The sequence below is a fragment of the Amycolatopsis sp. MtRt-6 genome (assembly GCF_017308975.1).
Taxonomy (GTDB): Bacteria; Actinomycetota; Actinomycetes; order Mycobacteriales; family Pseudonocardiaceae; genus Amycolatopsis.
In genome coordinates this window covers 61,780-88,138 of the sequence record NZ_JADWPD010000018.1, presented here as the reverse complement: position 1 = coordinate 88,138, position 26,359 = coordinate 61,780, and the positions used below count along the sequence as shown (strand labels likewise).

The 26,359-nt window shown below is 72.5% G+C and carries 20 protein-coding genes; 2 read left to right on the top strand and 18 right to left on the bottom strand.

All coding sequences use genetic code 11. The annotated features are described in order from the left end of the window. Positions 1–59 precede the first annotated feature (59 nt). From I4Q55_RS27925 to I4Q55_RS50245, 13 genes are read right to left on the bottom strand one after another with little or no spacing between them, the layout of a single operon-like run. Positions 60–1,166 carry a KR domain-containing protein gene (locus I4Q55_RS27925; protein WP_206791737.1) on the bottom strand — a complete coding sequence of 369 codons (1,107 nt, stop codon included), beginning with the start codon at positions 1,164–1,166 and terminating at the stop codon, positions 60–62. Next, the gene (locus I4Q55_RS27920; RefSeq protein WP_206791736.1) at positions 1,166–1,771 is read right to left on the bottom strand and encodes a hypothetical protein; all 606 of its coding nucleotides are present in this window, start codon (positions 1,769–1,771) and stop codon (positions 1,166–1,168) included. The genes I4Q55_RS27925 and I4Q55_RS27920 overlap by 1 nt, the downstream gene beginning before the upstream one ends. Beyond that, complete coding sequence (locus I4Q55_RS27915) at positions 1,768–2,265, bottom strand: hypothetical protein (RefSeq protein WP_206791735.1); 498 nt, start codon at positions 2,263–2,265, stop codon at positions 1,768–1,770. Before I4Q55_RS27915 ends, I4Q55_RS27920 begins: the two co-directional genes overlap by 4 nt. Continuing rightward, positions 2,262–3,368: an MCE family protein gene (locus I4Q55_RS27910; RefSeq protein ID WP_206791734.1), complete on the bottom strand. Its 1,107-nt coding sequence runs from the start codon at positions 3,366–3,368 to the stop codon at positions 2,262–2,264. Before I4Q55_RS27910 ends, I4Q55_RS27915 begins: the two co-directional genes overlap by 4 nt. Then, positions 3,368–4,339 carry an MCE family protein gene (locus tag I4Q55_RS27905; protein WP_206791733.1) on the bottom strand — a complete coding sequence of 324 codons (972 nt, stop codon included), beginning with the start codon at positions 4,337–4,339 and terminating at the stop codon, positions 3,368–3,370. The genes I4Q55_RS27910 and I4Q55_RS27905 overlap by 1 nt, the downstream gene beginning before the upstream one ends. Continuing rightward, a complete protein-coding gene (locus I4Q55_RS27900) occupies positions 4,336–5,334 on the bottom strand; it encodes an MCE family protein (RefSeq protein ID WP_206791732.1) in 999 nt (332 codons plus the stop codon). Before I4Q55_RS27900 ends, I4Q55_RS27905 begins: the two co-directional genes overlap by 4 nt. Further along, complete coding sequence (locus I4Q55_RS27895; protein WP_206791730.1) at positions 5,334–6,329, bottom strand: MCE family protein; 996 nt, start codon at positions 6,327–6,329, stop codon at positions 5,334–5,336. Before I4Q55_RS27895 ends, I4Q55_RS27900 begins: the two co-directional genes overlap by 1 nt. Then, complete coding sequence (locus tag I4Q55_RS27890) at positions 6,326–7,342, bottom strand: MCE family protein (RefSeq protein ID WP_206791729.1); 1,017 nt, start codon at positions 7,340–7,342, stop codon at positions 6,326–6,328. Before I4Q55_RS27890 ends, I4Q55_RS27895 begins: the two co-directional genes overlap by 4 nt. Continuing rightward, complete coding sequence (locus tag I4Q55_RS27885; RefSeq protein ID WP_206791728.1) at positions 7,339–8,529, bottom strand: MCE family protein; 1,191 nt, start codon at positions 8,527–8,529, stop codon at positions 7,339–7,341. Before I4Q55_RS27885 ends, I4Q55_RS27890 begins: the two co-directional genes overlap by 4 nt. Next, on the bottom strand, positions 8,526–9,341 hold the full coding sequence (locus tag I4Q55_RS27880) for an ABC transporter permease (RefSeq protein ID WP_206791727.1): 816 nt from the start codon (positions 9,339–9,341) through the stop codon (positions 8,526–8,528). The genes I4Q55_RS27885 and I4Q55_RS27880 overlap by 4 nt, the downstream gene beginning before the upstream one ends. Beyond that, a complete protein-coding gene (locus I4Q55_RS27875) occupies positions 9,342–10,127 on the bottom strand; it encodes an ABC transporter permease (protein WP_206791726.1) in 786 nt (261 codons plus the stop codon). Next, entirely contained in the window at positions 10,124–10,852 is a 729-nt protein-coding gene (locus tag I4Q55_RS27870; RefSeq protein ID WP_206791725.1) for a hypothetical protein, read from the bottom strand. Before I4Q55_RS27870 ends, I4Q55_RS27875 begins: the two co-directional genes overlap by 4 nt. A 5-nt stretch (positions 10,853–10,857) precedes the next feature. After that, on the bottom strand, positions 10,858–12,411 hold the full coding sequence (locus tag I4Q55_RS50245; protein ID WP_206791724.1) for a DUF6801 domain-containing protein: 1,554 nt from the start codon (positions 12,409–12,411) through the stop codon (positions 10,858–10,860). A 251-nt stretch (positions 12,412–12,662) separates the two neighbouring features. Here I4Q55_RS50245 and I4Q55_RS27860 point away from each other — a divergent pair, with 251 nt between their 5' ends. Next, positions 12,663–13,592, top strand: a complete 930-nt coding sequence (locus I4Q55_RS27860) for an ATP-binding cassette domain-containing protein (protein ID WP_206791722.1) — start codon at positions 12,663–12,665, stop codon at positions 13,590–13,592. Beyond that, on the top strand, positions 13,589–14,428 hold the full coding sequence (locus I4Q55_RS27855; protein ID WP_206791721.1) for an ABC transporter permease: 840 nt from the start codon (positions 13,589–13,591) through the stop codon (positions 14,426–14,428). The genes I4Q55_RS27860 and I4Q55_RS27855 overlap by 4 nt, the downstream gene beginning before the upstream one ends. A gap of 111 nt (positions 14,429–14,539) precedes the next feature. On the opposite strand, the gene I4Q55_RS27850 is transcribed toward I4Q55_RS27855, so the two are convergent. Genes I4Q55_RS27850 through I4Q55_RS27830 form a run of 5 tightly spaced genes read right to left on the bottom strand, consistent with a single transcriptional unit; the run spans position 14,540 to position 26,172 of the window. Beyond that, on the bottom strand, positions 14,540–15,649 hold the full coding sequence (locus I4Q55_RS27850; protein WP_206791720.1) for a glycosyltransferase: 1,110 nt from the start codon (positions 15,647–15,649) through the stop codon (positions 14,540–14,542). Next, positions 15,646–16,422 (bottom strand): alpha/beta fold hydrolase, encoded by a 777-nt coding sequence (locus I4Q55_RS27845; protein ID WP_206791719.1) that lies wholly within the window; start codon positions 16,420–16,422, stop codon positions 15,646–15,648. Before I4Q55_RS27845 ends, I4Q55_RS27850 begins: the two co-directional genes overlap by 4 nt. Then, positions 16,410–16,694, bottom strand: a complete 285-nt coding sequence (locus I4Q55_RS27840) for an acyl carrier protein (RefSeq protein WP_206791718.1) — start codon at positions 16,692–16,694, stop codon at positions 16,410–16,412. The genes I4Q55_RS27845 and I4Q55_RS27840 overlap by 13 nt, the downstream gene beginning before the upstream one ends. Next, entirely contained in the window at positions 16,691–20,467 is a 3,777-nt protein-coding gene (locus I4Q55_RS50640) for a type I polyketide synthase (RefSeq protein WP_206791717.1), read from the bottom strand. Before I4Q55_RS50640 ends, I4Q55_RS27840 begins: the two co-directional genes overlap by 4 nt. Then, complete coding sequence (locus I4Q55_RS27830; RefSeq protein ID WP_206791716.1) at positions 20,461–26,172, bottom strand: type I polyketide synthase; 5,712 nt, start codon at positions 26,170–26,172, stop codon at positions 20,461–20,463. Before I4Q55_RS27830 ends, I4Q55_RS50640 begins: the two co-directional genes overlap by 7 nt. Positions 26,173–26,359: the final 187 nt, after the last annotated feature.

Here is a 26,359-nt window from a genome sequence, read left to right as displayed (position 1 = left end):
GGAAGGGGCATCTCGTGTGATCAGAGAGGCATCACGCGTGATCAGAGGGGCATCACGGGTCAGAGGGTCGTGAAGTAGGGGCGGGAGAGGTCCGGCAGGTGGGGTGGGCCGAGCCGGACGATCGTCGCGGGGAGGCCGCGGGTGCGGCGCCAGGCGGCGAACGCTTCCAGCCACGCGTCCGCCGTTGCGCGGGTGATGCCGCCCGGGGCGCCGAACAACGCCGTGGCCGACGTGCACAGCAGCCACCAGTCCGGCGGGCAGTCCGCGGTTGCCTCGTGCAGCCGTCGTGCGCCGTGCACTCCGCGCTGCCAGTCGGAGAAGGGCGCGTGCACGATCCCCCGCAGCGGCAAGCCACCCGCCGTGGCGGCCGCCACCAGCCGCTCCGCGACGCCGGGCTCGGCGATGTTCCCCGGGACCACCACGGCGTCCGCCACGGCGTCGCGTCCACAAAGGACGATCCGAGTGGCTCCGGCGGCCGCCAGCCACCGGGCGGTCGCGGGTCCCAGGCCGCCGGTGACGACGTACGCGCCCGGCCCGGTCGGGACCTCGACGGCGAACGGCACGCGGGCCAGCCGGGCCGCGTGGCGGACGTCGTGCCGCCAGCGCACTTCGTCGTCCGGTGCGTCCGAACGCAGCTCGCGGACCAGGACGTCCACATCGGACCGCGCGTCGAAGTCGACCAGGCTTGCCCGCAGCGACGGCCGCTCGACCGCGAGCACCCGCACCAGCCCGCGCAGGAACACCAGCCCCGGCTCGCCGCCCGACTGCGTGCACACGTGGAACCGGACGCCGGAACCGAGCCGGGCGACCACCGACAGCAGCGCGCGCAGCAGCTCCCGCGCGGCCTCCGGATCGTGGTAGGCGTACGGCGACCCGGCGAGGAAGACGACCCCGCGCACCGGCCGTTCGGCCAGGAACCCGGGCAGCTCGTCGAGGTCGTCGCGCGGCAGCGAAAGCGCCTCGTCCCCCGCCGCGGCCAGCGCCAGTGCCAGCGCGACGGCCCGGCCGAGCGCCGCCGGGTGCTCGTCGGTGAGCAGCAGCCACGCGCCCGGCCCGTGCGCGGCGACCGGCGGCAGCGGCACCTCCGGCCACGTCACCTCGAACGACGACGTGGCGAACGGGACGCCCGGTGACAGCGCCCGCTCCACCGGCCCGGTCGTGGCCATCAGGCGGCGGCCATCCCGGTGACGCGCCACTTCCCGGCGACGCGTTCGGCCGTGACGCTCAGCTGGGCGGCACCGGTGCTGCGCTGCCCGTCGCCTCGGGTGCCGGTCTGGTCGAGGAACACCAGCAGCGCCGCGCGGTCGCCGTCCAGGAGCTTCACACCCGAAGCGACGGCGGTGGACGTGACCACGAGCTTCTGCTCGACGGCAAGCTTCCGGACCTGCCCGAAGAGCTGCTCGTACTGCGCGAGCGCCGGCCCGGTCAAGACGTCCCGGGCTGCCTGCGAACTCGCCGCCGGATCGTCGTAGCGGTAGGAAAACACCGTGCCGAGCGCCGCACTGACCTGCTTCGCGGCCTCCGCGGTGCCGGCCACGTCGGACAGCGCGCTGTTGTGCGCGACGACGGCGTTCGTGCTCCGCGCTTCGAGCGTGAACCACACCGCGAGACCGGCCATCAGCACGGCCACGACCGCGAGCACCGCCGTCGCCCGCCGCCGTGGCCCGGTCGTCGTGAGTGGTAATTCGGGTTCTAACCCTAATTGCCACTCACGAGAGCCGTGGTGGCGGCCGGCGACCTTCACCGCTCGCTTCTTCGTCGGGACCGTCATGGTGCCTCCCCTACCGGAACCTGCCCAAGGCCGGTGACGCGCCAGCCGCCCGGCCCGCGCGTCAGGTCGGCCTGGAACCGGTTGCGTTTCGTCACGGCCTCGCCGCCGTCCGGGGCCACCACCAGCTCGACCGAAGCGATCAGCTTCGCCGTGCCCGCGCCGGTGTCCACTTCGGTCACCGCCGCGTCGGTCACCTTGCCGGTGGTGACGGTCTTCGCCTGGGCGATCCGGTCGAGGCTCCCCTGCCGGTCGGCCGCCAGCTCGTCGTGCAACGCGCCGCCGGAGAGGTCCAGCCAGTGCTGGTACCCGGGCGCGGCCTGCCGGTAGTCCAAAGTGGTCAGCCCGGCGACCGCCGTCCGGCCCGCCCGCAGCGCCTCTTCCCGGACGACCGCGCGGGCGACGCCGTCGTCGTGTGCCGCCTGCCACCAGGTGTAACCCGACCAGCCGGCCGCGACGGTCGCCAAGACCGCGGCCACCCACGCAAGCACCCTCACGGCCGTCCTCCCGGTGCGTTCTGCGAACCGCGCACGTTCGTCGGGTCGCCCTTCGGCAGCGCACAGCGCGCGGCCGTGTTCAGCGGGCGGACCGACGTGTCGAGGCCGTCGCGGTACGGCGCCGGGTACCCGGTGGTGCACGGCGGCGGGTCGAAGAATGTCAGCGACAGTCCGATGTGGACGCCGTCGGGCCGCACGATCGCGCCGGCCGCGGCGACCGCCTGCGGCGCGGTGATCAGCAGCTGACGGAGCCCGTCCTGCCGCGCTTCCAGCACGTCCGCGGTGGTCAGCAGGTTCGCCAGCAGCACGCCCAGGTTCGGGCCGGCGTCGCGGAGCAGCGCGCTGACCTCGTTCGCGGCCGCGGGCACCGCCGGGATCAGCGTGCGCAGGTCGCCGTCGGACTGCTTCAACGTCGAGGCCAGCAGCTTCGCGTTCGCGCCGAACTCGCGGATCGCGCCGGCCTGCTGCACCTGCGTGTCGAGCACCGTGTGCGCGTCGGTGACGAACCGGGTCAGCGGCGCGACGTGCGCGCTCGCCGCCTGCACGAACTCGATGCCGCGGCCGACGAGCTGGTCCAGCGCCGGGCCGGCGTCGGACGTCGCGTTGTACAGCTCGTCGACGACCGTCCGCAGCGCGGGCTTGGGCACCGAATTGGCGAACGAGTCCACTGTCGACAAGACGACGTCGACCGGCAGCGGGATCTTCGTGTCGGCCTGGGTGATGACCGAGCCGTCGTGCAGCTTGGGGCCGCCGTCCACCCGCGGCCGCAGGTCGACGTACTGCTCGCCGACGGCCGACCGGTCCGCGACGACGGCTTCGGTGTCGGCCGGGACGGGTGCGGTGCCGGAATCGATCTCGAGGTCGGCTTCCATCCCGGCCGGGGTGAGCCGCAACTCGCCGACGCGGCCGATCGGCACCCCGCGGTAGGTGACCTCGGCGTTCGTGAAGATGCCGCCGCCGGTCGGGAACCGGGCCGTCACGGTGTAGCCGCGGTCGAAGAACACCTTGTCGAGGCCCGCGTAGGTGGCCCCGACGTAGGCCACGCCGACGACCGCGATGACGACGAAGACCGTCACCTGCACGCGCACGAACCGGGTCAGCATCAGCGGCCCGCTTTCAGGAACCCGTTGAGGTAGTCGCCGCGGATGGTGTCCAGGGCGGCGTCCGGGAACGGGAAGGTGAAGATCATCTCCATCGCCTTCGGCAGCTTGTCGCCCGAGTCGGCCAGCCGGCGCAGCACCGGCTCCAGTGCGCGCAGGTCGGCGACGAGGTCGTCCTTGCTGCGGTTCACCGTGTCGACGGCGACCGAGGTCAGCCCGTCCAGGGACTTGAGCATCCCGACGAGCGCTTCCCGCTGCTGGTTGAGGACGCCGATGCCGGGCGTGAGGCCGTTCAGCGTGGTCGTGATCCGGTCGGTGTGCGCGTTCAGCGTGGCCGCGAGCTTGTCGACGCTCTCGATGGCCCGGGTGATCTCGTTCCGGTGCTCGTCGAGCCCCCGCACGAAGGTGTCCAGATCGGACAACAGCGAACGTGCCGCCGTTTCGCGACCGCCGAGGGCGTCGTTCAGCTCACGGCTGATGTTCTGCACCTGCGCCACGCCACCGCCGTTGAGCAGCAGGGACAGCGCCCCGAAGACCTCCTCGATCTCGGGCGTCAACGTGGACCGGTCGAGCGGGATGGTGGCACCGTCGAGCAGCCGGCCGGACGGCGTCGCGTCGCCGGGCGGGGCCAGCTCGACGAACTTCTCACCCAGGATGCTCGCCTGCCGCAGCCGGGCGACGGCGTTGCCCGGCAGGTCGACGTCGCCGTTGAGCAGCAGCTCGACGACCGCGCTGTGCCCGCCGGGCGCCAGCTCGACCTTGACGACCTGCCCGACCGGGACGTCGTTGACCTTGACCCCGGACTGCGGCACCAGGTCCAGCACGTTCGTGAAGCTCGCGGTCACGTGGATCGGGTGGTCGCCGAGCGCGGCGCCGCCCGGCAGCGGGATGTCGTAGACGCTCACGCCGCTGCCGCAGCCGGTGGTGACCAGCGCGAGGGCCACCACCGCGGTGAGCTTGACCAGTGCCTTCATTTCGGCTCCGCGAACTCGAGGAGGTTGCCGCGGCCGTCGATCGTCCCGTTCGCCTGGTCGTAGGCACCCAGGAGGTTCGTCAGGGCGTTCGGGGCCGCGGTGAGGGCTTCGGCGAGGGAGTCCTTCTGGTTCACGAGCACCTTCGTGACGTCGGCCAGCTTGTCCACATCGGACTGCACCTTGCCGCGGTTGTCCTTGATGAACCCCTGCACGACGCTCAGCGCCTGGGTCAGCTCGGTCAACGCGCCGGAGAACTGGTCGCGCTGGCCGGCCAGCACCTCGCTCAGCGCCGCGATCTGCGAGATGGCCTGCTTGACCTGGCCGTCGTTGGCGGCGAGCATCGCGGTGAACTTGCTGATGTTGTCGACCGACGCGAACAGGTCGTCCTTCGAGTCGCTCGCCGTGCGCGCGAACTCGCCGAGGTTCTCGATCGCCTGGCCGATGGTCTGCCCGGTGCCGTTCAGGTAGTCCGCCGAGCGGGTCAGGACCTCGCTGACCGCGCCGTCCTTGTTGGCACCCTGCGGCCCGAGCGCGGACATCAACTGGTTGAGGCTGTGCAGCAGGTCGTCGACCTCGACCGGCGTCGCGGTGCGTTCCCGCGGGATCGACGCGCCGTCGGCCAGCTGCGGCCCGCCGCGGTAGACGGGCGTGAGCTGCACGTACCGGTCGGCGACCAGGCTCGGCGTGATGACGACGGCCCCGGCGTCCGCGGGCAGCGCCACGCCGGGCCGCAGCGTCATGGTCACCTTGACGTCGGTGCCGTTCGGCTCCACTGCGGACACCGAGCCGATGGCGACGCCGAGGACGCGGACGTCCGAGTTCGGGTAGATGCCGACGGCGGCGGTGAAGTACGCGGTCAGCGTCCGCTCGGCCGGCGCGGTCACCACCGGCCAGGCGGCCGTGACCCCGAGCGCGAGCACGACGCCGAGCGTGAGCGCCCGCATCCGTGTCCGGCGGCGTGCCCGCGCGCCCAGGTCGGTGAGCTGGTGGGCCATCAGCGTCCCCCGTTCTTCGGTGGCCGGCAGCTGCCCGGGGTGCTGCCGGTCGGGATCAGCCCGCAGATGTAGGTGTCGATCCACCGGCCGTTGCCGACGGCGTTGCCGAGCAGCCGGTAGAACGGCCCGGCCAGGCGGAGGCTGTCTTCGAGCTTCCCCTGGTTGCGCTGCAGCACGGTCGCCACGCGGTCGAGCTGGTCGAGCGCCGGGCCGAGTGTCTTCTGGTTCTCCGCGACGAGCCCGCGCAGCTGGATCGAGAGGTTCTTGATGCCGGTGAACAGCTTCGCGATGGCGTCCTTGCGCGCGTTCAGCTCGGTGAGCAGCGTGTTGCCGTCGCGGATCAGCGCCTGGATCTGGCCGGAGCGCTCGCCGAGCGTCTTCGAGACCTGGTTGGTGTTCCGGAACAGCTTGACCAGTTCCTCGTCCCGGGACGCCAGCGTTTGCGACAGGGCGGCGATGCCCTCGAACGCGGTGCGCACGTCGCTCGGTGCCGACGCGCCGAGCGTGTCGGACAGCACGCGGAACGCCTGCGCGAGCTGGTCGGTGTCGATCGCCCCGACCGTGCTCGCCAGGTCGTTGAACACCGTGGTGACGTCGTAGGGCGAGCTGGTGCGCTCGGCCGGGATCGCCTGGTCCGGGTCGAGTTCGGCGTTGCCGACCGGGTCGAGCACCAGGTTCTTCTGACCGAGCAGCGTCTTGATCTTGATCGCCGCCGTCGTCCGGTTGCCGACCCAGGTGTCGCGGACGCGGAACAGCACCTCGACGTGGTCGCCGGCCAGCCGCACGTCGGTGACCTCGCCGACCTTGACGCCGGCGACGCGGACCTCGTCGTTCGGCTTCAGGCCGGCGGCCTCGTGGAACTCGGCCTTGTACGTGGTGCCGCCGCCGATGAGCGGCAGGTCGTCGGAGAAGAACGTGGCACTGCCGGCCAGGGCCATGACCAGTGCGGTCGCCGCGCCGACGGCGATCGGGTTGCGGCTGCGGAAGGGTTTCACCGGCACCTCGCAGCCGTCACGGGAATGCCCGGGGGCGGGCCGCCCGGCGCCGGTTTCGCGTCGGTCTCCACCGCGCACAGGTAGAAGTTGGCCCACGAGCCGTAGGAGAAGAGCGTGCCGATCCGGTCGAGCTTCTTCGGCAGGTTGTCGAGGAACTGCTGGAACACCGGGGTGTTGCCGGCCAGGTTCTTCGACAGGTCGCCGAGCGCGGTGATGCTGTCCTTGAGCGGCTGACGGCCCTGTTCGAGCAGCCCGGCGGTCGCCGTGGTCAGCTCGCCGAGGCCGCCGATGGCCTGCCCGATCGGCTGGGCGTCCGCCGCGAGGCCGGTGACCAGCTGGGCGGTGGTGTCGACGAGCGTGTCGAACTGGTCGCCCTGGGCGTTCAGCGTGTCGAGCACGGTGTTGAGGTTGCCGATCACCTGGCCGATCAGCGCGTCCTTCCCGGCGAGGGTGGCGGTGAGCGACGCGGTGTGCCGCAGCAGGCTCTCGATCGTGCTGCCCTCCCCCTGCAGGACCTGGATGATTTCGAACGACAGCTGGTTGACGTCGTTCGGCGACAGCGCCTGGAAGAGCGGCTTGAAGCCGTTGAACAGCGCGGTCAGGTCGAGTGCCGGCTTGGTGCGTTCGAGCGGGATCTGCGCGCCTTCGGCCAGCGTCGGTGACGTGTCGGTGGCGCCGGGGTCGATCGCGAGGTACCGCTGGCCGACCAGGTTGCGGTAGCGGATGGTGACCGAGGCCGACGCCGTGAGCCGGTGCGTGCGGCCGACCGAGAACCCGACGTCGGCGAGCCGGCGTTCGACGACCCGCACGGAGTCCACCTGGCCGATCCGGACCCCGGCCATCCGCACCTCGTCGCCGGGGTTGACCGAGGTCGCGTCGGTGAAGCGGGCGGTGTAGCCGATCGTCGCGCCGACGTTCGAGTTGGCGATCGTGATCGCGAGCACGGCGGTCGCGGCCGCGGTGACCAGGAAGAAGACGAGGCCCTTGACGGCAGGTCCGGCGACGCTCCTCATCGGACGGTCACCTCCGTCCCGCGCAACGCCGGTCCGATGAGGACACTGCTCCAGTCCGGAACGTCACCCAGCTCCGGACGCAGCAGCTCCGCGACCAGCCGCCGTTCGCCGAGCGAATTCGCGGGCCCCAGGTCACCATCGGCGGCCGCCGCCGCGCCGCCGCCGTAGCACTTCGGGCCGCCAGTGGCGTCGAACCGCGGGGTGTCGCGGCCGGGGACGTACTTCTCGCGCGGGTCCTGGACGGTGAGCGTCACGTGCAGGCCGGGCTCGTTCGTGCCCTTGCCGAGGGCCTTCTCCATCAGCGGCTTGAGCCGGTTGACCGCGTCGAACAGGCACGGGAACTCCGGTGAGTACCGTGCCAGCAGCTCCAGCGTCGGCCGGCTCGCCGCCGAGACGCCGATGAGGTTGTCCTTGTTCTTCCGCAGGAACTCGTTCAGGTGCCCGGTGGCGCTCGTGACGCTCGTGTAGAGGTTGCCGAGGTCGGCTCGGGTGTCCACAATGGTCCTCGCGGTCGTCGACAGGTCGCTCAGCGCCTGGAGGATGTCCGGTGCTGCTCCCGTGTAGACGTCGGCAGTGTTCGCCAGCCCGGTGATGTCGGCCTTGAACTGCGGCATCAGCGGGTTCAGCCGGCCGAGGAGGTCCTGCAGCTGGACGATGCTCTCGCCCAGCGGCTTTCCGCGGTTGTCGAGGGCTTGGGAGATCGCGCCCAGCGAGCTGTTCAGCTTCTGCGGCTGGACCGCGCGCAGCAGCGGCAGCAGGTCGCCGAGCACGCGTTCCAGCTCGATGGCGTTGGCCGAACGGTCCTGAGCGATCACGGCGCCGCCGCGAAGTTTCCCTTGTGGACTGTCCGGCAGCACGAGGTTGACGTACCGCTCGCCGAACACCGTCTTCGGCAGCAGCCGCGCGGACACGTTCCCCGGCAGCAGGCCGATCTTCGCCGGGTCGAGCGCGAGGTCGATCTCGGCGCCCGCGCGCGTGCTGCGCACCGCCCGGACCTCCCCGAACGGGACACCCCTGACCTTGACCTCCGCGGTCGGCGCGAGCTGGTTGCCGACGCGGTCCGCCCGCAGCGTCACCAGCTCGGCGTCGTCGAAGTCCTTGTCGTAGATGGCCACGGCGAGCCATCCGAGCAGGACGAGCACGCCGAGGAAGGCGACCCCGGCGAGCTGCGTGCGGAAGCGGCTCATCCGGACACCTTCACCGTGGTCGTCGCGCCCCAGATGGCGAGGGAAAGGAACAGGTCGAGCACGCTGATCAGCACGATCGACGTCCGCACGGCCCGGCCGACCGCCACGCCGACCCCGGCCGGACCGCCGCTCGCGCGGTAGCCGTAGAAGCAGTGCGTCAGGATCACGCCGACGCTGAAGACGAGCACCTTGCCGAACGACCACAGCACGTCGCCGGGTGGCAGGAACAGCGTGAAGTAGTGGTCGTAGGTACCGCCGGACTGTCCGAAGAAGACGACCGTGGTGAGCCGCGAACCGAGGTAGGAGATCAGCAGGCCGATGACGTACAGCGGGATGATCGCGACGAACCCGGCCACGATCCGGGTGGTGACCAGGTACGGCATGCTCCGCACGGCCATCACCTCCAGCGCGTCGATCTCTTCGGAGATGCGCATCGCGCCGAGCTGCGCGGTGAACCCACTGCCCACAGTGGACGACAGCGCGAGCCCCGCCACCAGCGGCGCGATCTCGCGCGTGTTGAAGTACGCCGTCAGGAACCCGGTCATCGCCGAGATGTTGATCTGGTTCAGCGCGCTGAAGCCCTGCAGGCCCACGGTGACGCCGGTGAACACGCACAGCCCAACCATCACGCCGATCGTGCCGCCGATCACCGCGAGGGCACCGCTGCCGAACGTCACTTCGGCCAGCAGGCGCACGACTTCGCGGAAGTAACGCGTCACGGCCAGCGGGACGGCCGCGAGCGCGCGGACGTAGAAGAGCAGCTGGTCGCCGAGGTCGAACAGCCGGTCGCCGGGTTTGCCGAGGATGGCCACTCAGGTTCCCTTCGCGGGGACGAGCTGCAGGTACAGCGCGGTGAGCACGGTGTTGACGAAGAACAGCAGCAGGAACGTGATGACGACGGACTGGTTGACGACGTCGCCGACGCCCTTGGGGCCGCCCTTCGGGTTCAGGCCGCGGTAGGCCGCGACGACGCCGGCGAGGAAGCCGAAGATGACGGCCTTGATCGAGCTGACGACGAGGTCGGGCAGCTGCGCGAGGGCGTTGAAACTGGCCAGGTACGCGCCGGGCGTGCCGCCCTGGACGATCACGGTGAAGAAGTAGCCGCCGAGCACGCCGACCACGCTGACCAGGCCGTTGAGCAGCACGGACACGCCAACGGCGGCCTGCACGCGCGGCACGACCAGCCGGTGGATCGGCGAGACGCCGAGCACCTCCATCGCGGCGATCTCCTCGCGGATGCTGCGCGCGCCGAGGTCGGCGCAGATGGCGCTGCCGCCCGCGCCGGCGATGATCAGCGTCGTCACGATCGGGCTGGCCTGCTGCACGACGGCCAGCACGCTCGCCGCGCCGTTGAACTGCTGGGCGCCGATCTGGCTGGTGAGCGAGCCGAGCTGCAGCGAGATCACCGCGCCGAACGGGATGGACACCAGGATGGCCGGCGTGATGGACACGCTGGCGATGAACCAGAACTGCTGGACGAACTCCCGCACCTGGTACGGGCGGCGGAGCATGGCGACGAGGACATCGAGACCCATCGCGCACATCCGGCCGAACTCGCGCAGGCCGTTGGCCGCTCGCTGCCGCACCTGGATCGTCATGGCTTGCACCCGGTGCTGAAGCAGCGCAGCTGGAGGTTCGAGACGAAGGTGTTGCCGGGCCCGGAAACCAGGCCGGTGAGCAGCCGGCTGACGTCCTCGTGCCCGACGCACCCGGCGAACGGCGGCGTGGTGAAGGTCGACGTCACCTTGACCGGCGGCGCCGGTGGGGAAATCGGCACCAGCGCCTTGATGTTCACCGCCGCGGGCTGGGCGGTCCGGCAGCCCGGGCCGACGTCGAGGGGCTTGCCGTCCACCTTGACGTCCGAGAGCTTGATGAAGACCTTGGCGGTGACGTCGGTGTCGGCGCAGATGTTGGTCTGCGTGGCCTTGCAGTCCTTGTCCTTGCCCGTGCGCACGGTGGCCGTGCCGGACGCGTCGCCGTCCGGGACGATCTCGACCCGGCCGGTAGTCGGCATGAACCGGAACGCGACGAAGTAGCCGTTCGCAGGCGGGATGGTCAGCTTGCCGGTGATCGGCACGGTGTTCGTGAGACCGCCGAGGAAGCCGTCGAAGGTGCCCGGCGGGAAGGCGATGTCGGACCCGAGCTTGGCCACGTGGCTCGTGGTCGGCTGCTGCGCGTCCCCGAGGGTGAAGCCGAAGGGGATCTGCGTGGCGGCCGCTTGTGGTGGTGGCGGTGCGTTCTCGCCCGGCGCGGCTTCCGCGGCACCGAGCGAGAACGCGGCCACTGCCAGCACGAGCGGCAGCGCGAATCGGGTCAGCGTCATCGAGTTCACTTCTTGGTGAGGGTGACGTCCAGCTTGTTGCCGGGGCCGGAGGTGATACCGGTGATCAGGCCGGTCAGGAAGCCGCAGCCGGTGAACCGCGGGATGCCGTAGGTCGCGGTCAGCTTGCCGCCCTTGAGCGGGTCGAAGCCGGGTGCCGACGTCAGCGGCACGGCGGCGGGTTCGACCGTGTGGCACGACTTCGACGACAGGATCGGGAAGCCGAACACGCGGACCTTGGTGAGCTGGACGTCGACCTGGGCGTTCGCCTTGACCGCGCCGGCGGTGAGCGTGCCGGTGATCGCGCCGACCTGGTTGAGCTTCACGGTCGCGGACGCCGGGATGAAACCCAGGACGCGGAAGTGGACGTCCGACTTCGGCAGCGCGAGCTGGGCGCCGAACTTGCCGGAGGCCGCGTCGAGCTTGGCGTCCAGGGTGCCCGGGCCGAGGGGCAGTGTGGCGTGCAGCTGCTTGAGGACCGATTTGCCCTGCACGGAGTATTTGACGTCGATGCTGCCCGGTGGGGTGGTCGGCTGGGTCGTCGGCGTCGTCGGCTCGGTCGTCGGGGTGGTCGGCTCCGTGGTCGGGGTCGTCGGCTCCGTGGTCGGGGTCGTCGGCTCCGTGGTCGGGGTCGTCGGTTCCGTGGTCGGGGTCGTCGGCTCGGTGGTGGGAGTCGTCGGCTCCGTCGTGGGCGTGGTCGGTTCCGTCGTGGAAGTCGTCGGCTCGGTGGTGGGAGTCGTCGGTTCCGTGGTCGGGGTTGTGGGTTCGGTGGTCGGGGTCGTCGGCTCGGTGGTGGGGGTTGTGGGTTCCGTGGTCGGAGTCGTCGGTTCCGTCGTGGGAGTCGTCGGCTCGGTCGTCGGAGTCGTCGGCTCGGTCGTCGGGGTGGTCGGCTCCGTCGTGGGGGTCGTGGGGGTCGTCGGAGTGGTCGGCGTGGTCGTGCCGCCCGCCGGCTTGATCTCGAACGTGCCCAGCTGCTGGTTCTGGCCCGGGACCACGACGCAGTCCGACGTGAACGTGCCGAGGTCGGTCGGCTGGCCGTCCGCGGTGCGCGGGGTCATCGTGGTGCTGAAGTTGCCGACCGTCACCGACGCGGTGCCAGGGCTGGGGAACGTCACCGCCGGCGCCTTGCCGCTGCTCTTGACGTGGAACGCGCCCGACGGCGGCACCGGCGTCGAGGGGATCGTGAGCGGCAGGTTCAGGTTCAGGGTCTTGTCGACCGGGTACTTGAGCACGGCCGCGGCCTTCGCCGAGCCGTCCAGCGAAGTGGCGCCGACCAGGGCGAGGCCCTCGGTGGCGGTCTCCGGCACGGTGACGTCGACGTCGAAGGTGATCGGGGTGGACGCGGCACCCGCGACGGCGTTGTCGGGCAGGTTCGTGTCGATCTTCACCGCCAGGACCTGGTCGCCGATCAGCGGGAACGGGCAGTTGTAGTTCAGCGTCAAGCTCACCGGCGCGGCCTGGGTCGGACCCGCCCCGACGAGCGCGACGACCGCCGCGACCCCGGCGGCGGTCACGGCGGCCAGGCCGAAGGCGGGCTTTCTCGACTTCCACGAAAACTTCACGGGTCGTCACCTCGGGAAATGGGGGAATTTCGGCAAAGCTACCTCCGTGTTTCCGGGTGAACAAGCCGCTTCCCATTCTTTGTCACACACGGGGGATCGCCCCCTCCTGGAAGAGTCACGCAGGTCAGCGCTTGTCACGTGGGTGCTATCCGATTCCGTAAAAATTGTCACGCGCCCGGCGGATGACGGCGATCTTCTTGATCGCGACGACAGCTCCCGATACCTTTTCCGGGGCAAGGAAAGGAGCGGCCATGTCCCAGCCGGTCATCGCCGTGACGGACCTCGCGAAACAGTACGGCGAAGTCACCGCGCTCGCCGGGATCAGCCTCACCGTCGCCCGTGGCGCGGTGCTGGCGGTCCTCGGCCACAACGGCGCCGGGAAGACCACGCTGATCGACATCCTCAGCACGCGCGTCCGGCCGAGCGCGGGCACCGCCCGGGTCTGCGGCTACGACGTCGTGCAGCGCGGCCGCGCGGTCCGGCGGCGGATCGGCGTGACCGGGCAGTTCGCCGCGGTCGACGACGCCCTGTCCGGCCGCGGGAACCTCGTGCTGATCGCCCGGCTGCTGGGCGCCCGGCCACGGCAGGCGCTTGCCAGGGCCACCGAGCTGATCGCGGCCTTCGGCCTCGAAGACGCGGCCGACCGCCCGGCAGGGACGTATTCCGGCGGCATGCGGCGGCGGCTGGACCTGGCCGCGGGCCTCGTCGGCGCACCACAGGTGCTGTTCCTCGACGAGCCGACGACCGGGCTCGACCCGGTGAGCCGGGCCGGGTTGTGGACGATCGTCGAGGGCCTGGCCGCCCGCGGCACCACCGTCGTGCTCACCACCCAGTACCTCGAGGAGGCGGACCGGCTGGCCGACCATGTCGTCGTCCTCGGCTTCGGGCGCATCACCGTGTCGGGGACGCCGGCGCAGCTGAAGGCCCGGCTCGGCACCCGCACGGCGACGCTGACGTTCGGCACCGAGCTGGCGTTGCAGCGCGCGGTGCACGCGTTGGCGCGCCTGGGTCTCGCGCCCGGCCGGGCCGCGCTGGTGCTCACCGTGCCGTTGTCCGGCCCGGGTGACATCCCGGTGGTGGTCCGCGCGCTCGAGGCGGCGGGCGCGCCGCTGCGGGACCTGACGGTGACCGAGCCGACGCTCGACGACGTCTACCTGTCACTGCACCGGACAGCGTCGTGACCCAGTCCCGGCACCGAGCGGCCGTCACCGCGCTCGGCGACCCGGCGGCCTGGCCGGAACCCGGTTTCTGGACGCAGGTCCGGGTCCTGACCGCGCGTTCGCTGCGCACGGCGTTCGGCGACCGCCGGCTGGTCTTCTTCGGCCTGTTGCAGCCGGTGGTGCTGCTGTTGCTGTTCAGCCAGGTGTTCAGCGGCGTCGGCGCTCTGCCGGGTGTCGCGGCGTACCAGGGTTACGTGAACTTCCTGGTGCCGGCCACGCTGGTCAACATCGCCATGACGACGGCGATGAGCTCGGGCGCGGGCCTGCTGGCGGAGATCTACGGCGGCTTCACCGGACGGCTGCGCTGCCTGCCGATCTCGCTGTTCTCGGTCCTGGTGGCCCGCACGTTGGCGGACTCCGCGCGGCTGGGCGTCCAGCTGGTGGTGACGGCCGTGGCGAGCGTGGTCTTCCTGGGCTTCCGCCCGGCGGGCGGGGTGGCGGGCCTGGGCTTGGCGCTGGTGCTGACGTTGGTGGTCGGCTGGTGCCTGAGCTGGGTGTTCGTGGCGATCACGACGTGGCTGCGCAAGGCGGAGACGCTCCAGGCGGCGTCGTTCGTGGTGATGTTCCCGCTGATGTTCTCGTCGAGCGCGTACATGCCCCTGGACACGATGCCGCCGTGGGTCCGCGCGGTCTCGGCGGTGAACCCGCTGACGTACGCGATCGACGCGACCCGCGCGCTGGCGCTGGCCCGCCCGCTCGGCTGGTCCCTCCCGGTGGCACTGCTGATCGCGGCGGCGGCCGCGCTGGCCGGCTCCTTCTGGGCGGCCCGCACCTTCCGCGAGGGGCATCATTCGTGATTGGAGGGGCATCACCTGTGATTGGAGGGGCATCAGCGTGATGCCCCTCCAATCACACGTAGTTCCCCTCCAGACACGAATGATGCCCCTCTGATCACGTGTGATGCCTCCTCAATCACGGCCCAGCAGAGATTCCAAGCGCGTTGCCGCTTCCTCGGCTCCGCCGGCCGCCTCGAAGGACTCGCGGATCTTCGCCGCGCCCGGTCGGCACTGCTCCGCCGACTCGATTGCCGCGCGGATGTCCGCCGCCTTCGCGCGGTCGAACCGCAGCCGCACGCCTGCCGAGGCCGCGACCACCTGCTGGGCCAGCATCGACTGGTCGTCGCGGATCGGGGCCACCACCAGCGGCACCCCGGCCGACAGGGCTTCGCACACCGTGTTGTGACCGCCGTGGCAGACCACCACCGATGCCCGCGCGAACACCGCCACCTGCGGGATCCGGCGCGCCAGCGTGACGCTTTCGCTCACCAGCGAGCCCGTCGGGTCGACCACCAGCCCCCGCACCGACGGCATCCCGGCCAGCGCGTCGACGCTCTCGGCCAGGAACCGCGCACCTGCCATGGCATTCGACGTCCCCAAGGTGACCACGACCAGCGGGCGATCGTCCACAAGAGACCACCCGGCCGCGGCAGCAGGCAAGGCGGGCCCGACGTAGGACACTGCCCTCCGCGACTCCCCAGCCAGCGCCCGGGTCGTGAACGCCAGCACCAGGTGCGGCGAAAACCGCAGGTCACCGAGCCGCACGCCGTGCCGGGCGCGCAACCCGGCCTGCAACTCCGCGACCCAGGACGCGATCTTCGGCAGCGCGCCCAGCGGGTCGGCCAGCTCGGTGGACGTCGACGCCGACGTCGCCCACGGCAGGCCGCACCGCGACGCCACCAGCGCGCCCGCCATGGCCTGCTGGTCGACGACCACGACGTCCGGGGCGAAATCGGCCACCGCGGCGGCGACCCCCGGCACCATCGCGTCCGCCAACGGCACCAGGTACGACTCCCACAGGTACTTCAACGCGGCGAACCCGCGCAGCCCCGGCGGACGCCGTGACACCGCGAACGGCGCCGAGTCCCCCGCCGGGAACACGCGCCCCGAGACCAAAGTGGACAGTTCCGGGCAAGGACCGCACCACGCCACCTGGTGCCCCCGCGACGACAGCACCGATGCCACCCCGCGGAGCGGCGCCACGTGCCCGGCCAGCGGCGGCACGACCAGCAGGAACCTCACGCCGCGTGCCGTTCGATCCACTCGAGCACCAGCTCGCGCACCTCCCGGTGCTGTTCCACCAGCACCGAATGCCCCTGGCCCTCGAACACGTGCAGCTCGCCGTTCGGCAGCAGCGACGTCAGCGCTTCAAGGTCGTCGGCCTGGTAGCCGTGACTGCCCAGGATGGACAGCACCGGGCAGCCGATCGCCGCGACCTGGTCCCAGGTCAGCAACGGCCCGAGCGGCACCTCCTCGGCCATCGACGTCGACGTGATCCGCTCGGCCGCCAGCCGCGCCAGCCGCCGGTGGTGCGCGCTGAAGTTCGCCTCGATCCAGGCAAAACTCTCCTCGACCTGCAGGAACCGCACGGTGTACGCGAGGATCGCGCTCATCTTCTCCGCCCACACCGCGGTCGCCGGCTCCGACTCGATGCACACGATGCTGCGGACGCGCTCCGGACACGCCACGGCGTAGCTGTAGGCGAGTGTGCCGCCGAAGCTGTTGCCTACCAGGTGAACGGGGCGCGAAACGCCGAGCTGCCGCAGCAGGTCGTCGAGGTCCGCGACGAAGTCGCCGAGCGTGTACCCGCGCTCGGGCCGCTCGGTCTTGCCGTGCCCGCGCAGGTCGTAGCTGATCACGTCGATGCCGGCGGCCGCGACCGGCGGCGCCAGCGTCAGGTAGAAGCTCGCCAGGCTGTCGGTGCCCATGCCGTGCAGGAACACCACGGTCTCGGTGCCACCGGCGGGCACGAGCTGTACGTTCGTGCGCAGCCCGTTGACGGTCATCGTGGGCACGTGCGCTCCCCCACGAACCGGGCGATGTCGCCGACGGTCAGCCCGATGACGTCGTCGAGGTCCTGCTCCGCCAGGTATTCGGCGAGGTTGACGTCGGCGCCGAAGTGCTCGGCGAGGATGCTCGCGAACGTCACCAGGTCGATGCTCTCCAGCTGCAGGTCCTCGTGGAACGTCGTGTCCGGGGTGATCTCGATGCCGAGCACCTCGGCATCCCCGACGAGCTCGGTGAGGAGCTCGGCGACGACGTCGAAAGTGGTGGACGCGATGGTCATTTCGTGCTCCTGAGGTGTGCGATGGCGGTGTCACCGGTCAGCTCGACCGAAACGGCGAAGGGCGGGAGCGCACGGCCGTGACCGGACACCGTGCCGTCTTCGCGCACCCGGATTTCCGCCGGGTAGACGGGTTCGCCGAGCCGCGCGCGGACGGCGTCCTTCGCCGCGATCCGCGTCAGCAGCCAGCCGCGCTGCTGCCTCGGCGCGACGGCGGCGAACTCGGCGCGTTCGGCGGCGCCGAGGTAGATGCCGGCGTAGATGTCCCGCGCGGCGACCGTCGGCCAGCGGTCGGTGACGGCGACCGAGCCGTCGTCCCGCCGTTCGCCGAGGAGATTCTCCGCCGGGAACGCGTAGACGCGGTGGGCGGCGCGGTCGCACGGGAACCGGACGTCCCGCCAGCGCTCGATGCGCGCCAGGACCCGGCCGTCACGGACCAGCTCGGCGTCCATCTCGAGGACGTCCGGCCGTGGCAGCCGGACCCGCACCAGGCACTCCAGCCGCGTCCCGGGCGCCGGCTCCGGGCCGTGCCAGGTCAGCCGGCCGATCGAGCGCGGGAACGCGAGCAGGTCGGCGGACCGGGTGGCCATCAGCCAGCAGCCGAGCAGCTGGCCGACGTTGTCGAGCAGCCCGCCGGGTGCGTCCGGGACGACCAGGTCGCCGCGGATGTGCTGCTCGCCGAGCCCGGTCAGCCGGGAAAGGCCCTGGTAGGCCGGGCCGTGGAACATCTCGCGCCGCGCGTAGACCTCGGCCGCGGTCAGCGGCGGCGCGGTCTCCGGCCCGGGCACCGCGGTCCGTGGCGGCGGTGGCGCGAACGCTCCCAGCTCAACGGTCAGCAGCGCGTACGGTCCGATTTCGACGGTCACCTGGTCGCCCTCGCGGCTCATCGACAGCGGCACCCGCCGGGCCGGGGCGGCGATCAGCCACCGCGAGAACACGGCGTCCCGCACCGCGACCGCCGTCGTGCCCGGCCAGGTGCGTTCGACGGCCCGGCAGGCCAGGTCGACCAGCGTCGTCGCGGGCACCACCGGCCGGAAGTCGGACTCGTCGGGCCAGCCGTCGCGCTGCCGGAAGAACCGGTGGTCGCGCAGGTGGGGCATGGCCGCCACGGAGACGTCCACAGTGGACTCGACGCGGCGCCGCGCAGCCGCGACGACCTCCGCCGCGGCCTGGCGGGTTTCGGTGAGCAACGCGGTGAACTCGGCCACGATCGGGTCCGTGGCCTCGGCGGGTTCGTCCAGCAGGCCGCGGGCCGACTCCCCCAGCGACAGCAGGGAGTTCCCGGTGGTGAGCCGGATCCGCCGCGGTTCCAGCGCCGCGAAGTCCGGGTCGCCGCCCTCGGTCCACACCGCGGTGGCGAGGCGCCGCAGCTGCGCGAGCCCGGGCCGGGTGCCGGACGCGGCCGCGACGACCAGGTGCCGCCGCTCGCCCAGCGTGTCGGTGACGAACGAGCCGAGCTGGCCGGCCCCGACCTGCACGAACACCCGGAACCCGGCGTCGAACATCGCCTCGGTCAGCTCCCGGAACCGGACCGGGCGCAGCAGGTGGTCGAGGTAGAGCCGGCGGACGTCGTCCGGGGCCGCGGGATACGGCCGCGCGGTCGTCGCCGACCACACCGGCAGCGCCGGTGCCCGCAGGTCCAGGTCCGCGACGAGCCGGGCGAAGGGCGCGAGGTGCGGCGCCATCAGCGGGGTGTGGAAGCCGGACCGGAACGGCAGGGTCGTGGCGACGATCCCGGCGCCGCGGCAGGTCGTCGCGAACTCCGCGACGGCGTCCGGCGGCCCGCACACGATGGTCTGCCGCGCCGCGTTCTCGTGGGAGATGACCAGGTCACCTGTCAAGAGCCCGGCCACGCGCGCGGCCGGGGCGCCGAGCACGAGGTAGTCGGCCTCGGGCAGCTCGAAGCCGTCCGGCCAGTACCGCGTCAAGGCGTCCGGCGCCGCGGTGTACATCCCGGCGGCCCGCATCGCGGTCCACTCCCCGACGCTGTGCCCGGCGAGCGCGTCCGGCCGGATCCGCAGCCGCCGCAGGACGTCGTCGAGCAGCAGCCCGGCCGCCGACACGCTCGCCGCCCGGTCGAGCACGCTCGTCTCCGACCACTGTGGACGGTCGAGGCCGAAGTGCCGGGCCACGTCGTCGAGACGCGGTTCCCCACCGGCTTCCAGTCCCGGGTGGACGAACGCCGTCTTCCCGCCCGGCAGCAAGGGGTCGACGCTGCACCAGACGTCGCCGGCACCGTGCCACGACCGGCCCTCGGCCGCCACCTTGGCGATCACCCGGCGAGCGGTCGCCCGCTTGCGCTCGTCGGGAGCGACGATCCCGAGCCGGCACGGGCCGTCGCCCGGCCCCGGCCGGTCCAGCCGGTCCAGGAGCTCCTCCGGCGTGCGCGCGGCCAGGCGCAGCACGCGTTCCGGCTCGTCGACGCGCACGCGTCGCTTCGACACCGGGTCGCCGGCTTCGAGGACGACGTGGGCGTTCACCCCGCCGAAGCCGAACGCGTTGACCGCGGCCACCCGCGGCAGCGCGCCCCACGGCTCGGCCTCGGCCAGTACCCGGAAGCGCGTCTTGTCGAGCAGCGGGTTCGGATCGGCGCAGTGCAGCGTCGGCGGCAGGACGCCGTGGTGCAGCGCGAGCGCCACCTTGACCAGCCCGGCGACGCCGGCGGTCGGCAGCGTGTGCCCGATCATCGACTTGACCGAGCCGATCACCGCGCGTGGCCCGTCCACCTGGCCGAAGAAGCCGGCGACGGTGGTCAGCTCGGCGGCGTCCCCGGCGGGGGTGGCGGTGCCGTGTGCTTCCAGCAGGCCGATTTCCGCGGGATCGCGGCCCGCCCAGGCCCGGCGCAGGGCGAGGGTCTGCCCGGCGACGGACGGGCTGAGCAGGCCGGCGCCCCGCCCGTCGCTCGACGTGCCGCTGCCGCGGATCACGGCGTACACGCGGTCGCCGTCGCGGCGGGCGTCGGCCAGCCGCTTGAGCACGACGATCGCCGTGCCCTCGCCGAGGAGCATGCCGTCCGCCTCGCGGGACAGCGGGCTGATCCGCCGGCTCGGCGACAGCGCGCCGAGCTGGGTGAACAGCGACCACAGCGTGTCGTCCTGCGTCTGGTGCGCGCCACCGGCGAGGACGACGTCGCAGCGGCCGCGGGTCAGCTCGCCGATCGCCTGGTCGACGGCGACGAGCGAAGACGCGCAAGCGGCGTCCACCGTGTACGCCGGGCCACCGAGGTCCAGCCGGTTCGCCACGCGGGCGGCGGCGAGGTTCGGCACCAGCCCGGCGGCGGTCTCGGGCCGGAACTCGCCGAGCGGTTCGAGCAACGCCGTCCGCAGCCGCTCGAGGACGGCCGGTCCCGCCGACGGCATCAGCTCGCCGACCGTGCGGGTGATCTGCCGGACGGTGCGAACCCGCTGGTCGAAGCCCCGCAGCCCGGGCGAGAGGTACCCGCCGCGGCCGAGCACGACGCCGATCCGCTCGGGGTCGCCGAGCCGGCCGAGGCCACCGGCGTCGCCGACCGCGGCCACGGCGACGGCCAGCGCCGTCAGCTGGTCCGGCTCGGTGCCGTCGAGGGACGTCGGCGGGACGCCGTGGGCGACCGGGTCGAAGTCGAGGGTGTCCGGCGTGAAGCCGCCGCGGCGGCCGGGGAACTCCGGGTCCCGGTGGCGCGCCGGGGCTTCGGTGACGGCGTCGGTGCCATCGACCAGGTTCTGCCAGTACTGGTCCACTGTGGACGCGCCGGGGAGGAACGCGCCCATGCCGACGATGGCGACCGGCGTCACCACAGCGACGCCGTGTAGAGCACCGCGCGGTCCGTGCCGTAGGCGAGTTCGCGCAGCAGGGCCGCGGTGGCGGCGGCCGGGTCGAGCAGGGCGACGTCCCGGCGTTCGTACTCGCGCGCCAGCTCCGGCGAGACCATGCCGCCGTGGTCCGCGTCCGGCGCCCACGGTCCCCAGTGGACGGTCACCGCCCGGCCCGGCCAGTTCCTGCCGAGGGTTTCGAGCGCGTCGTTGGCGGCGGCGTAGTCGGTCTGGCCACGATTGCCGAGCACCGCGGCGATGCTCCCGAAGAACGCGACGAACCCGGGTTCGGTGTCGAGCGCGTCGAGCAGGGTCCGCGCACCGGCCGCTTTGGTCTCGAAGACGGTCCGGAACGACTGCTCGTCCTTGTCCGCCATGAGCTTGTCGTCGATGACCCCGGCGGCGAAGACGACGCCGTCGAGCCGGCCGCCGAGGTCCTTGACCAGCCGCTGCACGGCGTCGGCGTCGCGCGCGTCGAGCACCCGGTAGGCAGGGTCGCCGCCCGCGGCGCGGATCTCGTCGAGGGTGCGGCCGATCTCGCGCTGCGCCAGGACGGTCCGCACGCGGCGTTCGATCTCGGCGACCGAGCCGCCGCGGCCGGCCAGCACCGCGCGCATCGCCGTGGGGTCTGCGGGCAGATCGTCCGGCTCGCCCGGCCACGGGGTCCGCCCGGCGAGTTCGAGCCGGCACCCGGCGGCGGCGAACGCGACCGCCGCGTGGGCGGTGATCCCGCGGGCCCCGCCGACCAGCAGGACGACGGAGTCCGGGCCGAGGCCCAGCGCGGCGAGCTCGCCACCGCCCGGTCCGGCACCGGAGTAGGCGATCGACGGGAGGTCCGCCGGCCGCGGCTCGATCGTGAAGCGGCCGGCGTCGTCGTGGCCGACGACCGAGGGGCCGTCGCTGAGGGCCTCGTCCACCAGCGTTTTCGCCACGTCCTGCGTGACCTCGACGAGCCGCGTCACGCCGGCACGCTCCAGCGCGGCCGACCGCACCAGGCCGCGGAGCCCGGGCACGGCGTCCGGCTCCGCCGCCACGAGGACGGTCCCCCGCAGCGCTTTGAGCCGGGTGAACACTTCTGTGAGGTCGCGGGCGAACAGCACGGTGATGTCCGCGTCGGCCTCGACGACGTCGGCCCCGGCCGCGGCGAAGGCGGCTCGCACGGCGTCGTCCGGCGCGGCCACGGTCTTCCCGCGCAGCCGCCCAGGATCCGGGGCCAGCGGCACGGGCACCCGTTCGAGCCGGTACCGGCGCGGCGGGGCGGCCGGCGGTGTGGGCGTCAGCCAGCTTTCGAGGTGCGCGGCGAGGGCGTTCGCCGTGCGGTCGCGGCTGAGCTGGTCGGTGCGGTCGTCGGCGGGCAGGCCGAGCCGGGCGAGCAGCGTGCCGGCGATTTCGGTCCGCTTGATGGAGTCGATCGAGAGGTCGGCTTCGAGGTCGAGGTCGCCGGCGATCATGTCGGCCGGGTAGCCGGTGCGTTCGCTGACCACGTCGATGACGGTGCGCATGACGTCGGCTTCCGGCTTTTCTGCTGGGGCCTGCGCTTCGGGTTCCTCGATGACGACCGGAAGCGGGACCGGGGCGGGCGCGCTGCCGAGGTAGCCGAGCATGACTTCCCGCTGGGCGGCGACGAGCTCGCGGGTGGTGCGCAGGAAGTCGACGATCGCCTGGTCGCGGCCGGGCGCGGGCTGGGTCATGGCGGTACTCCGGATTCGTCGGGCCGGGGACAGTGCGGGGACGGCGGAGCCGGGCGCGCGGGCGGACCGCCCGTCGACGGCCCAGGCGGTGGCGGAAGGTGCGGACGGCTTCGGCCGGATCAGCCGGTCGGGACGGACGTCGACACCGGCGTCGGCGAGAGCTTTGAGCGCGGCCAGTAAGCCCCTGAGGTCGGGTCCGCAGGCGACGACGGTGTGTGGCCGGTCGCCGAGGATGTCGGCGATGAGCCGCGACAGCACCCGCCCGGGTCCGACCTCGACGAAGGTGCGTGCCCCGGCCGCGTACATGGCCTCGATCTGGTCGAGGAAGCGCACGGGGGCACCGATTTGCGCGGCGAGTTCGTCGCGGACGTCGTCGCGGTACGGCTGGGCGGTCCGGTTCGCCCACACGGGTTTCCGCGGCGTGTTGACGGGTGCTTCGGCGAGTGCCTGGGCGAAAACCTCGCCCGCACCGGCGACCAGTGGGCTGTGGAAGGCGCAGGAGACGGGGATCCGCTGGGCGCCGATGCCGGTTTCCGCGAGCCGCCGGACGGCGCGTTCGATGGCGGGGACGGGTCCGGAGAGGACGACCTGCTCGGGAGCGTTGTGGTTGGCGACGACGACATCGGGACCGATGAGGGTGGCGGTGAGGGCGTCTCGTGGCGCTTTGACGGCGGCCATGGTCCCGGGCCGGGCGACCTGGGCGATGGCCTGCGCCCGGGCCCGGCTGAGGCGCAGGAGGGTTTCGGAATCGAAGGCGCCGGCGACGGAGAGGGCGACGAGCTCGCCGTAGCTGTGCCCGGCGAGGAAGTCGGGGTGGACGCCGAGCTGGGCGAGCAGCCGGGCAACGGCGGTTTCGACGAGCCCGAGCGCGGGCTGGGCAACGCGCGTGTCGGTGAGCGCGGCTTCCTGGGCGTCGGCGGCTTCGGGGGTGAAGGCGTTGGGCGGGAAGGCGGTGGCGGCGATGCCGGGCGCGAGGCGGAGGAGTTCGGCGAGGTCGGGAAAGTGCACGAAGAGGTCGGCGAGCATGCCGGTGCGCTGGCTGCCCTGGCCGGGGAAGAGGAAGGCGACCTTGCCGGGATCGGCGCGCTTCTCCGCCGCCGCGCGTTCCAGCTCGGCCAGCGCCTCCTCCGCCTCCGGCGCCCAATCCCGCAACCCGTGCCGCCGATCCGGCGCGACCGGCGCCGCCCCCAGCACCGCGTGGAAGTTCGTCCCCCCGAAGCCGAACGCGCTCACCCCCGCGAACCTCGCCGGGGCCGCCCAGGGCCGCGCCGCCGTGGTGAACGTGAACGGGCTTTCCGTCGCGTCCCAAGCCTCGTTCGGCCTGCTCAGCTGCAGCGTCGGCGGCACCACCTCGTGCCACAGCGCCAGCGTCGCCTTGATCAGCCCCGCCAGGCCCGCCGCGCACTTCGTGTGGCCGATCTGGCTCTTCACCGACCCCAGCGCGCACGACCCCGCCTGCGCGCCCGCGTCCGTGAAGAAGCCGGTCAGCGTGCGCAGCTCCGTCGCGTCGCCCAGCACCGTTCCCGTGCCGTGGGCCTCGACCAGCCCCACGTCCACAGGGGACACTCCCGCGTCCCGGTACGCCCGCTCCAACGCGCGCCGCTGACCCTCCGGGCGCGGGGCTGTCAGCCCGAGCGCCTTGCCGTCGCTGGCCGCGCCCACTCCCTTGACCACCGCGTAGATCCGGTCGCCGTCGCGCTCGGCGTCGGGCAGGCGCTTGAGCACCAGGCACGCCACCCCTTCACCCAGCGCGATGCCGTCGGCCGCCGCGTCGAACGGGCGGCAGCGGCCCGTCGGGGACAGCGCTCCCGCCGACGTGAACATCAGGTAGTCGTGGATGCCGTTGTGCAGGTCGACCGCGCCGCACAGGACCAGCGAGCTCGTGCCCGCCCGCAGCTCCTTCGCCGCGAGGTCCAGCGCGGCCAGCGACGAGCCGCACGCCGCGTCGACCGTGTAGTTCGCGCCGCCGAGGTCGAGGCGGTTCGCGATCCGGCCGGAGATGACGTTGGCCAGCGTGCCCGGGAACGTGTCCTCGGTCGGCGCCGGCAGCTGCGCGAGCAGCTCGGGCGGCACGTCGTCGAGGTAGCCGTCGAGCAGCGACCGCAGCGTGCCCGCGTTCGCCAGGTCGCCGCCCGCCTCCGCGCCGAACACGACGCTCGTGTGCTCGCGGTCGAAGTCCCGGTTCGCGTACCCGGCGTCGGCCAGCGCGCGACGCGCGGTTTCCAGGGACACCAGCTGCGCCGGGTCGATGCTGCCCATCGCCGACGGCGGGATGCCGAACTCCAGCGGATCGACGTCCAGCGCGGGCAGGAAGGCGCCGTGCTTCGACGTCGACTGTCCGAAGTAGACTTCCGGGTCCCAGCGGTCGCGCGGGACTTCGGTGACGGCGTCTTCGCCGCGGAGGATGTTCGACCAGAACGCCGGGAGGTCGCGCGCCCCGGGGAACGTGCAGGCCATGCCGATGATCGCGATGTCGCGGGAGTCCGGCACCGGTTCCTCCGGGCGCGCGAACGTCTTCCCGGACGTGACGTCGCGGTGCAGCTCGGCGATCGTCGTCCGGCGGTCCCGCAGGACGGCGACCTCGCCCGCCATGAACATCCCCTCGGCCAGCTGGGTGGCGGTGTCGAGCGCCTCGCCGTCGCGGCGGACGCCCTTGCTCGCGACGCGCAGCCGCCCGGTGTTCAGCTCCTCCAGCCGTTGCCACGCCTCGGGCGTGTCACCCAGACCGGCTTTGACCTGCGCGAACTCCGTCGTGTACGGGCTGGGCAGGCACCGCGTGCGGTGGCCCGGCGCCGTTTCCAGCGTCACGGTGGTGTCCGCGGCGAGCGCGCGCTCCTGGAACAGCCCGGTGATCGCGCCGTGCGTCACGGCTTCTTCGGTGAACAGGTACGCGGTGCCCATCAGAACCCCGGCGGCGTCGATCGGCTCGGCCATCGCCGCGACCACGGCGGCCGAGCGCGCGTCGTGGATCCCGCCGGCGAACAGCACTTCGACGTCCTTCGCGCCGTCGAGGACAGCCAGCTGTTCCTCCCACAGCGCGAAACTCGCCCGCGGGCCGACGTGCCCACCGCATTCGGCGCCCTCGAAGACGAACCGGCGGATCCCGGCGTCGAGGTACTGGCGGAGCAGGACCGGCGACGGCACGTGCAGGAACGTCGCGATCCCGTCGGCTTCCAGGGCCTTGGCCTGTCCTGGTTTCCCGCCCGCGACCAGCACGCACCGCGGTCGCGCCGCCCGGATCGCGGCGAGCTGGGCGACGCGCAGGTCGTCGGGCACGAAGCCGAGGATGCCCGCGCCCCACGGCCGGTCGCCGAGGCGCTCGGCGGTGCGGGCGAGCAGCTCGGCGGTGCGGGCGCCGTTCGCCGTGGCCACCGCGACGAACGGGAACCCGCCCGCGTCGGCGACCGCGGCCGCGAAGCCCGGCTGGTCGCTCACCCGTGTCATCGGGCCCTGGACGATCGGCAGCGCGCTGCCCAGCGTCCGGCACAGCCCGGTGCCAAGGCCGGCCGCGGGCACCTTCGCGCCGACGATCCGGGAGACGTCCTCTGTGGACTCGACGACGACACCCGCCGCGCCGCCGGCGAGCGCGCCCACGGCCGTCCGCGGCCCGGCCACGCGGCCCCAGACCGGGACGTCGAAGGTGGTCAGAAGCTGTTGCAGCAAAACGAAGTCACTCAGCTCCCCCGGACCGGCGACGAGGCCCAGCGCGCCGCCGCGCACGGCCTCGGCAGCCGTGGCCACGTCCGCGACCTCGGCGAGCGCGCCGGCCCACGGCGCTTTCGTGCGGACGGCGAAGGCCGCGCCTTCGGGCAAGGGGCCGTCCGTCCGCACGGCGTACGGCACCCGGACCCGGGCCTCGACCAGCCGCAGGTCCGCCGGGTCGGCGCCGTCGAGGACGCCGAGGCCGCCGCCGCGCGCGACCGCGGCGACCACGTCGGGATCGCCGGCCCCGAGACACCGGAGCCGGCGAGCGTGCGACGGCGGAACGAGCGCGGCCATCGGCGGACCTCCTGTGCGCGGGGCGTTGCGATCTTCAGGAATAACGCACCAGGCACCGGAAACGCAATACTCGTGCTACGGTGAAAAACCGTGGAACAAGGCAAGAACATGACGCTGACCAGCACTTTTATCACACGCATCGCAACCGGGAAATACATTTCCCGCACCCGCGTGACAATTCGACACT

Excerpts from the sequence above, each read along its gene's own strand:
- I4Q55_RS27860 (WP_206791722.1), top strand. The coding sequence starts at position 12,663 with ATGTCCCAGCCGGTCATCGCCGTGACGGACCTCGCGAAACAGTACGGC.
- I4Q55_RS27920 (WP_206791736.1), bottom strand. The coding sequence starts at position 1,771 with ATGACGGTCCCGACGAAGAAGCGAGCGGTGAAGGTCGCCGGCCGCCAC.
- I4Q55_RS27910 (WP_206791734.1), bottom strand. The coding sequence starts at position 3,368 with ATGCTGACCCGGTTCGTGCGCGTGCAGGTGACGGTCTTCGTCGTCATC.
- I4Q55_RS27830 (WP_206791716.1), bottom strand. The coding sequence starts at position 26,172 with ATGGCCGCGCTCGTTCCGCCGTCGCACGCTCGCCGGCTCCGGTGTCTC.
- I4Q55_RS27890 (WP_206791729.1), bottom strand. The coding sequence starts at position 7,342 with ATGAGGAGCGTCGCCGGACCTGCCGTCAAGGGCCTCGTCTTCTTCCTG.
- I4Q55_RS27870 (WP_206791725.1), bottom strand. The coding sequence starts at position 10,852 with ATGACGCTGACCCGATTCGCGCTGCCGCTCGTGCTGGCAGTGGCCGCG.
- I4Q55_RS27840 (WP_206791718.1), bottom strand. The coding sequence starts at position 16,694 with ATGACCATCGCGTCCACCACTTTCGACGTCGTCGCCGAGCTCCTCACC.
- I4Q55_RS27925 (WP_206791737.1), bottom strand. The coding sequence starts at position 1,166 with ATGGCCACGACCGGGCCGGTGGAGCGGGCGCTGTCACCGGGCGTCCCG.
- I4Q55_RS27885 (WP_206791728.1), bottom strand. The coding sequence starts at position 8,529 with ATGAGCCGCTTCCGCACGCAGCTCGCCGGGGTCGCCTTCCTCGGCGTG.
- I4Q55_RS27900 (WP_206791732.1), bottom strand. The coding sequence starts at position 5,334 with ATGGCCCACCAGCTCACCGACCTGGGCGCGCGGGCACGCCGCCGGACA.
- I4Q55_RS27875 (WP_206791726.1), bottom strand. The coding sequence starts at position 10,127 with ATGACGATCCAGGTGCGGCAGCGAGCGGCCAACGGCCTGCGCGAGTTC.
- I4Q55_RS27905 (WP_206791733.1), bottom strand. The coding sequence starts at position 4,339 with ATGAAGGCACTGGTCAAGCTCACCGCGGTGGTGGCCCTCGCGCTGGTC.